The 6,903-nt window shown below is 57.8% G+C and carries 6 protein-coding genes; 4 read left to right on the top strand and 2 right to left on the bottom strand.

Features of this window, described 5'->3' with window-relative positions; all coding sequences use genetic code 11:
• Positions 1-106: 106 nt before the first annotated feature.
• Positions 107-1,291: an FprA family A-type flavoprotein gene (locus HY788_00825; GenBank protein MBI4772719.1), complete on the bottom strand. Its 1,185-nt coding sequence runs from the start codon at positions 1,289-1,291 to the stop codon at positions 107-109.
• Between the two features lie 201 nt (positions 1,292-1,492).
• Positions 1,493-3,532 (bottom strand): C40 family peptidase, encoded by a 2,040-nt coding sequence (locus HY788_00820; GenBank protein ID MBI4772718.1) that lies wholly within the window; start codon positions 3,530-3,532, stop codon positions 1,493-1,495.
• 256 nt (positions 3,533-3,788) lie between these two features.
• Between HY788_00820 and HY788_00815 the strand changes: the two genes are divergently transcribed.
• Genes HY788_00815 through HY788_00800 form a run of 4 tightly spaced genes read left to right on the top strand, consistent with a single transcriptional unit; the run spans position 3,789 to position 6,838 of the window.
• Complete coding sequence (locus tag HY788_00815; GenBank protein ID MBI4772717.1) at positions 3,789-4,994, top strand: universal stress protein; 1,206 nt, start codon at positions 3,789-3,791, stop codon at positions 4,992-4,994.
• Complete coding sequence (locus tag HY788_00810; GenBank protein MBI4772716.1) at positions 4,987-5,190, top strand: hypothetical protein; 204 nt, start codon at positions 4,987-4,989, stop codon at positions 5,188-5,190. Before HY788_00815 ends, HY788_00810 begins: the two co-directional genes overlap by 8 nt.
• A 5-nt stretch (positions 5,191-5,195) precedes the next feature.
• On the top strand, positions 5,196-6,122 hold the full coding sequence (locus HY788_00805) for an ABC transporter ATP-binding protein (GenBank protein MBI4772715.1): 927 nt from the start codon (positions 5,196-5,198) through the stop codon (positions 6,120-6,122).
• Positions 6,119-6,838, top strand: coding sequence for an ABC transporter permease (locus HY788_00800; protein MBI4772714.1), 720 nt, complete (start codon positions 6,119-6,121; stop codon positions 6,836-6,838). The genes HY788_00805 and HY788_00800 overlap by 4 nt, the downstream gene beginning before the upstream one ends.
• Positions 6,839-6,903: the final 65 nt, after the last annotated feature.

Raw genomic sequence — 6,903 nt, 5'->3', positions numbered from 1 at the left:
ATCGGAGATGCCCTTTTTTTTTTTTTTTTTTCAATTCGTTCTCTCTGTGGGCCGTCGCCCCCTATGTTCCATCCTCTGCAGTGGATTAACGTCCCTTGCCCATCGTTTACGACCGCATAGCCGCGGCGACTCTGTTGCCCAGCTTGCGGCAGCTCTCGAGGTCATCCTTACCCGGCACATAGGTAACCCCCAAGCCCGGATCCAGGAGTTCGATACCCGCGGCCTCGAGCTCGGCGTTCATGGAGGGAATGGCCTCGCCGCTCCAGCCGAAGGAGCCGAAAACCACGCCTTTCTTCTTTACGGGCTGAAGCCCCTTGAGGTAGCTCAGGAACTGGGCCACCGACGGGAAGATGCCGCCGTTGATGGTGGGAGATCCCACAGCCAGGATTTTGGCGAACAGAACTTCTTTCGCGATATCGCTGTAGTGTGTTTTTCGCGCATGGACAAGCCTGGTATCCACCCCTTTTTGGGCAAGGCTTTCCGCCAGCGCGTGGGCCATGGACTCGGTGCTGCCCCACATGCTGTCGTAAACGATCAGCACACGGTCCTCGGCCAAGCCTTTACACCAATTTTTGTAGCGCCGTACGATAAGGTCCGGGTGGGAGCGCCAGATAACGCCGTGGCTCGGGGCGATCATTCGGGGCTCGATGTCGTGGGCCTCGAGTTCCCCCAAAAGGCCTGGAATCAATGCGCTCAGGGGCCACAGGATGTTGGCGAAATACTTGGCCGCCTCGTCCATAATGACCTCGATCGACACCTCGTCGTCGAATCGCTCAGTACTGGCATAGTGCTGCCCGAAAGCGTCGTTCGACAGCAATATGCCGTCTTCCCGGACAAAGGTTGCCATGCTGTCGGGCCAGTGCAGCATGGCGGCTTCGATGAACTCGAGGGTCTTGCCGCCCAGAGAGAGCGTGTTCCCGGTCTGCACTTCCCGGACGGGCCAGTCCGAGCGATAGTGGAAGTGCAACGCCTTGGCTCCTTCCCCGGTAGCCGTCACGCTCGCATGGGGAGCTTGCTTCAGGAGCAGCGGAAGTGCGCCCGAGTGGTCCATTTCCACGTGGTTGACCACAACGTGATCGATTTTGGCGGGGTCCAGGATCGCTTTGATCCGGCCCAGCATTTCCCCGAAAAACGGTTCCCGTACGGTGTCCACCAGAGCGGTTTTTTCTCCCTGTACGAGATACGCGTTGTAGGTGGCGCCCCGATCCGTGGTGTATCCGTGGAAGTCCCGCACATCGGCATCGACAGCGCCTACCCAATACACTCCCGGCGCCAGCTCAACAGGCTCCATACTTGGTGCTCCTCCCTATCTTCCGCAGTAACGGCGGGAAATGCCCTGCCGGGCGCCGGCAGGAACCATGGATGACGCGTCCGGAAAGTAGACCGTCATTAAAAGCGCCGCACCGGCTTTGCTGAACCTGCAACATCTCCCGGTCACAAAAGGCCTGGAAAGAATCATGTCTGTTTTTTGTCCGTAACAAGGGACGACTCTCTATTGTATGTCGGTGATTCGTGTTGCGCGCACGTATCGTTTCCAGAAGTACGTGTTATCGAAGAACTTACTGATGGTTACCCCTTGGCTGCAAGAGGAGTGTGCAAAGGTTCCATTACCATAATACATTCCTACATGCGAAATCTTACCTCTGCCCGTCTTGTTGAAGAACACAAGATCTCCAAATTTGAGCTTCTCTGTAGCGATGGGTCTCCCAACGGAGGCTTGTTCGCCTGAGACTCTTGGAATCCGTATCTCCTGTTCTTTGAAGACGATCTGGGTGAAACCGGAGCAGTCGACGCCTTTCCGGCTGGTGCCCCCCCACCGGTAGGGTGTGGAGGGAGGCGGATCTATGAAGGTTTTTACGGAAGTGCGGATGAGCTGGGCTGAAGCGGCGCCAACGGCTTTACCCTGTTGGGCGGCAAAAGGCTTGAGTTTCACGGAAATCATGGCCTTGCTCCGAGCCGTTTGGGCTTCGATCGCCACCCTTTCTTTATCCGCCCGGATCTGTTCGATCTGTTCCCGAATCCGTTTTTCCTGCTGTTCGAGGACCCGTGCCGCCTGAATCCGTTCGTCCTCCTTTTTCTTCCGTTCCTCTTCCTGTCTGTTTTGCTCTTCCACGCGTTTCTTCTGTTCCTCTTCCCGGATTCTGCGCTCTTCCGCGAGCCTCAGTCGTTCCGCTTCCTGTTGTTTTTCGAGTTCTTCCAGGCCCTTACGTTCCGCCTCTTCCTGCCGCCTGCGAGCTTCCACGAGTTCCAGTTGACGCTTGGCTTCCAGTTCCTGCTGGATTCGGATCCGGTCCTGTTCCTCCTCCTGTCTTCTTTTTCCCTCCTGCACCTGTTGAAGCTCGGCTTCTATTTTCTTCTGCTCCTGCTCCTGTCGTAGCCGGTCTAATTGAAGCTGCAGGCGGCGTTCTTCCTCCGCCTTACGCTCGGCGTCTTCCCGGAGCCGACGGGACTCCAGGAGTTCCTGTTCCCCGCGAGCGTCAGCTTCTGCGCGCGCTTTTTTCAGTGTCGCCAGTTTGTCCGCCTCGATTCCGCTTACAAAAGCGATTTCCTGGTCCACCATGGTTGCCGGCGGGACGTCTTTCAAGCCTTGGTCCACTCGAATGATCATGGCAATGGCCAGTTTTTCGGGTGTCAGCCCGATGCCCTGTCCGCGAATCATGCCCTCGAATACAGACTGCATCTCCGGTATGGACCAGTTACGTTCCAAAGCTACATAGGCCAGTTCCTGAGCCACCTGCTCCGGAACTTCCGCGGCTATGGCCCTGTCCATTCCTTGGTACGCCGCCTCCTGCCGCCTCTTTTCCTGAAGCTCCCACGCGGAGAGGGTCGAACCCTCGGCACGGTCGCCGCCCCTCCATAGGTGAGGTTCAAGGGATCGAACGTAATCGATTTCCTCCTCGACCATTTTGGGAGGGGGCACGTCACCGAGACCCTGGTCCACCCGGATGATCAAGGCCAAAGCGATCCTTCGCGGCGTTAGTCCGTTCCTCACGGCATAGATCAAGCCCTGGGAAACCTGCTCCAATTCCTGGGGCCTCCAGTAACGTTCCAATGCGTGGTAGACCACTTCCATGTAGATTTCTTCGGGAACGGTGGACAGCCTGAAAAGATTCAACGCCTTTGATGCGGCCATCAGTTCGGGCAAACCGACGTCCGGCTGCACGAAGAGTACTTCGGACAGGTCGATGAGTTCCGTCTCCGGACTGCCCATTTGTCGCGCTTGGTAGACCTTGTACGCGCACGAAGCCACCCGTTCGGGCTCCACCTCGTTAAAACGGCCGGTTTCCACCACGGACTTTACAATATCGACGAACTCGGCGGACATCGATTTTCCCTCTGCGACCTCTTTAGCAAAGGCGTTGAGGAGCGCATTCGAGAACTGTCCGATTTCCGCTTCGGTCAGTCCGTCTATGGACCGGAGCATCCGGACCAGTTGGTCGGAAGGCAAGGCCGCCCGGGCGGGGGACGGACCAATTAGGAAGAGCGCCAAGAGCGCTCTTATGAACCACGTTAGAGGAATTTGTCGCGCCATGAATCTCAGCCCTCGAACCCCGTTCCTAGGATGGGGAGAGTGTGTTCGGAACATCTTGATCCGGATCATCTTGCCGCGCCGGACCGCGGGAGCTTCAGAAGTTGACGGGTAGGTAGAGGAACGCGATCCGGATCCCAAGGGTTCAGAATAATCCGGTAGTTTCGGACAATCAAGGGGAATCGGGAAAAGCGTCGATCCGTCACCTCCGGAAACGGCCTCCCTTGAAGCCTTGAACGCGCGGTGCGCGAGAGCGGGATTGACTCGAAGAAAGAACTGCCGGACTCACATGGCCAACCCTCGCGTGATCGATCGGACCATTTTCTTGACCCGCGGGAACCGCCTCTGTATAGTAACTTCGGTCCCGTTTCGGGACGTTTTCATTCTGTCTCTCCGCCCGGCAATGGATTCGTCCTTTGCCGGGGATGAGTCGATCATAGACGTTGTCTTCCGAACTATGTACTCAAGAATACTAGTAGCTCTCGACGGGTCCGAATACGCTCGAAGGGGGGGACGGATAGCCCTCGACCTGGCTCGAAACATCGGCGCCACGCTGCTTGCTTGTCACGTGTATGGAGCCGAGCTTCACAATCGGCGCTTTCGGGATATGGAGCCCGGTCTCTCGAGCAGATACCTGGGCGCCCCTTTCTTGAACGAACTCCGTCATACGCACCGGTCATTGATCACCGATGGTTTGCGAGCGCTTTCCCGGGGATACATGGAGGATTACCTCACCGAGGCGAAGCGCGCCGGAGTTCAGGTGCGTGAAATCAATGTGGAAGGACGAAATTACGTCCGACTCCTTGATATCGCCCGGCAGGAAGGGGCGGGCCTGATGGTGCTGGGCGCCTTCGGGACGGCGGCGTACGATCCTGATTTTCATACTCAGCTTTTCAAGTCCATGGCCTGTTCCGTGCCGGCCGAGAGGATTGAAGCCATCGGGTTGAAACGGCAGGAAGAAGTGCACGATCAGATTATCAACGACGGTCTTGGAACCTTGTATTCACGCTTCCTCGAGAAAGCGGTTCAGCTCTCCGGAAGTTTGGGCGCCGCGGCCACATCCGGACTGGTGCGCGGCAAGGCTTACCGTGCTCTGGTGGACCAGTCGGAAATGAAGAACGCCTGTTTGACGGTGGTCGGTCGCTTTGGACACCATCGCGAAAAGGATTCGTGGATCGGTTCGAATGCGGAAGCCCTGGTTCGACTGACTCACAACAATGTGCTCGTTTGTATGTCCGAACAGGCCGCCGAGGCTAGATCCGACAAGGAGGCGTCGGCGTTCGAGTGGGATTCCGAAGCAGAAGAGCGATTGATGCGCATTCCTTCCCCTGCCAGGTCGATGGCCAAGACCGTGGTGGAGAACGAGCTGAAACAACGGGGCGAAGGCCGCGTGACCCTAAAAACCTTCCTCGAGATAGCACGACGGCTGGGCATGGGTGCTCGCCCGGATGCAGAAGATGGCTGAGATTTCAAGCGCCCGGGAGTTGACCTTACGCAAATTCAACCGGATGGCGCCTCCGTTCCATCGTCATATCGTTCGCAGCCGGCTTCTGGGCAAGACTTGTCAAGTCGGTGACCGCTTCGTGGTCTTCGAGGTGGTCCGGACCGTACCCGAAGGTCTGGTTCTGGTCACGGAACAAACCCTTTTCCGTTTCGAGTAGTGCTTGTGGCGTGCATCGATATCAGCTGCGCCGTCCGTCAATACGCTCCCGGAAGAGGCGTCTGTAACGTCTCGTTGTCCGTGGAAGAAGGTGTATGCTGCGCCCTGCTGGGCCGAAACGGATCCGGCAAAAGCACGCTTACGCGCCTCCTGTTGGGGTTGGCTCGGCCTCAATCGGGCCGGATCGCCGTGTTCGGGAACGTTGTATCCGAAGGGTCCCGAAACCACCTCAAACGAACGGGCGTGGTGCTGGATACAAGCGTCCACTGGGACAACCTCTCCGGATACGACAATGCCTATTTTGTGGCCCGATCCTATGGTCTCTCCCACGCCCTGGTGAAAGAACGACTGATCAATTATCTGCAGGCCGCGGATTTGCAGGAATGGGCGGATCAACCCGTAGCCGGCTATTCTTACGGCATGCGAAGGAAGCTCAGCATCGTTCAGGCCCTGAGTCACGAGCCGGATTTGCTGATCATGGACGAACCCACGGCGGGTGTGGACGCCCATTTCCTGACGCGACTGACGAAGATGGTGCAGGACAGAAGTTTGCGCGGCCGGACCACCTGGATCGCCGGAAACGACCCGGAATGGGTGAGCGGCGTGTCGGCCAAAGTTTTCTTTTTGGACAGAGGTTCCATTGTCGCAAAAGGGTCGGTGGACGACCTTGTCGGGGAAACCGGATCGTTGTCGGAGCTGCGCATTCTTCTGGAAGGATACACCCCGATCGCACCTCCGCCGTTTTCGTGGGTTCGCTCCTTTGTCCGGGAGGGTAGGGTGGTGACCGTCTTTCTGGACAAGGAGACTTTTCTCATTCCGGAGTTGGTGGAGTGGATCGTATCTCACGGCGGCTCCATCATCCGGATGGAGACGATCGGCGGCACGTTGCGGGACGCATTCCTGCTCAAGACGGGTAAAACCATAGAAGCATGAAGCCGATCAATGTATTTCGCCTCGAGCTGTGTTCCGCGTTCAGCAGTGTAAGGACCCTGGTTTTCCGGTTGGGCGTGGCGTTCCTGCTGGGAGCTCCCTTTGTTTTTATTGCCATGCCTGTCAGGATCAGGGTGGTCGGCCTGGTCATGCTTACCCTGTTCACCAGTTTTTTCGGCACGGCGGTGAGCCTTGTACGAGCCCGATCGGAAGGACGGCTGACGCGGCTTCGCGTGCTTCCCATTCCGGGGTGGCGGATGGCGAGCGATCAGCTTTTTGCGTGGTCGCTGGTGGATTTCGCTCAGACCGGGCCGCTGATGTTTCTGCTCGTTGCCGTGAGCGGCCATCCGATTTCGCCGGGGTTGGGGCTGCGTCTTGCCGGGCTGTACTGCATCACCGTGCTTTTGCTCAACGTGGCCGGATTCACGCTGGGATGGGTGATGAAAAACAATCCGGAAGTTCATCTCTGCGGGGGGCTGATTGTGATGGGGGTCGGACTGCTTTCCGGCCTTGTGCCGGTTCCGTCCAGGATCGAACCGCTTGTGGAGGTAACCGCGATATTCAGTCCCGTCGGACGACTGGCGGATGCGTTGGAGCGGGCAGTCACAGGCGTGCCCCAGCATGAGGGGGCACTTGCCGGAGCACTCTTTTTTCTGATTTTTTCCGGGACCCTGATCGGCCGCGCAGTGGACTGGCGCACCCGATTCGGACGCCGGTAGAGAGGGCTTCGTCCGCCGTCCGGTTGACGGAACCCAAGCCGTATTCAGTTACGGAATCCGATGTC

It is taken from the genome of Deltaproteobacteria bacterium (genome assembly GCA_016208165.1).
Lineage (GTDB): Bacteria > Desulfobacterota > Desulfarculia > JACQYL01 > JACQYL01 > JACQYL01.
Note: the sequence above shows the minus strand (reverse complement) of the source record. Positions and strands in the feature narration are given on the sequence as shown.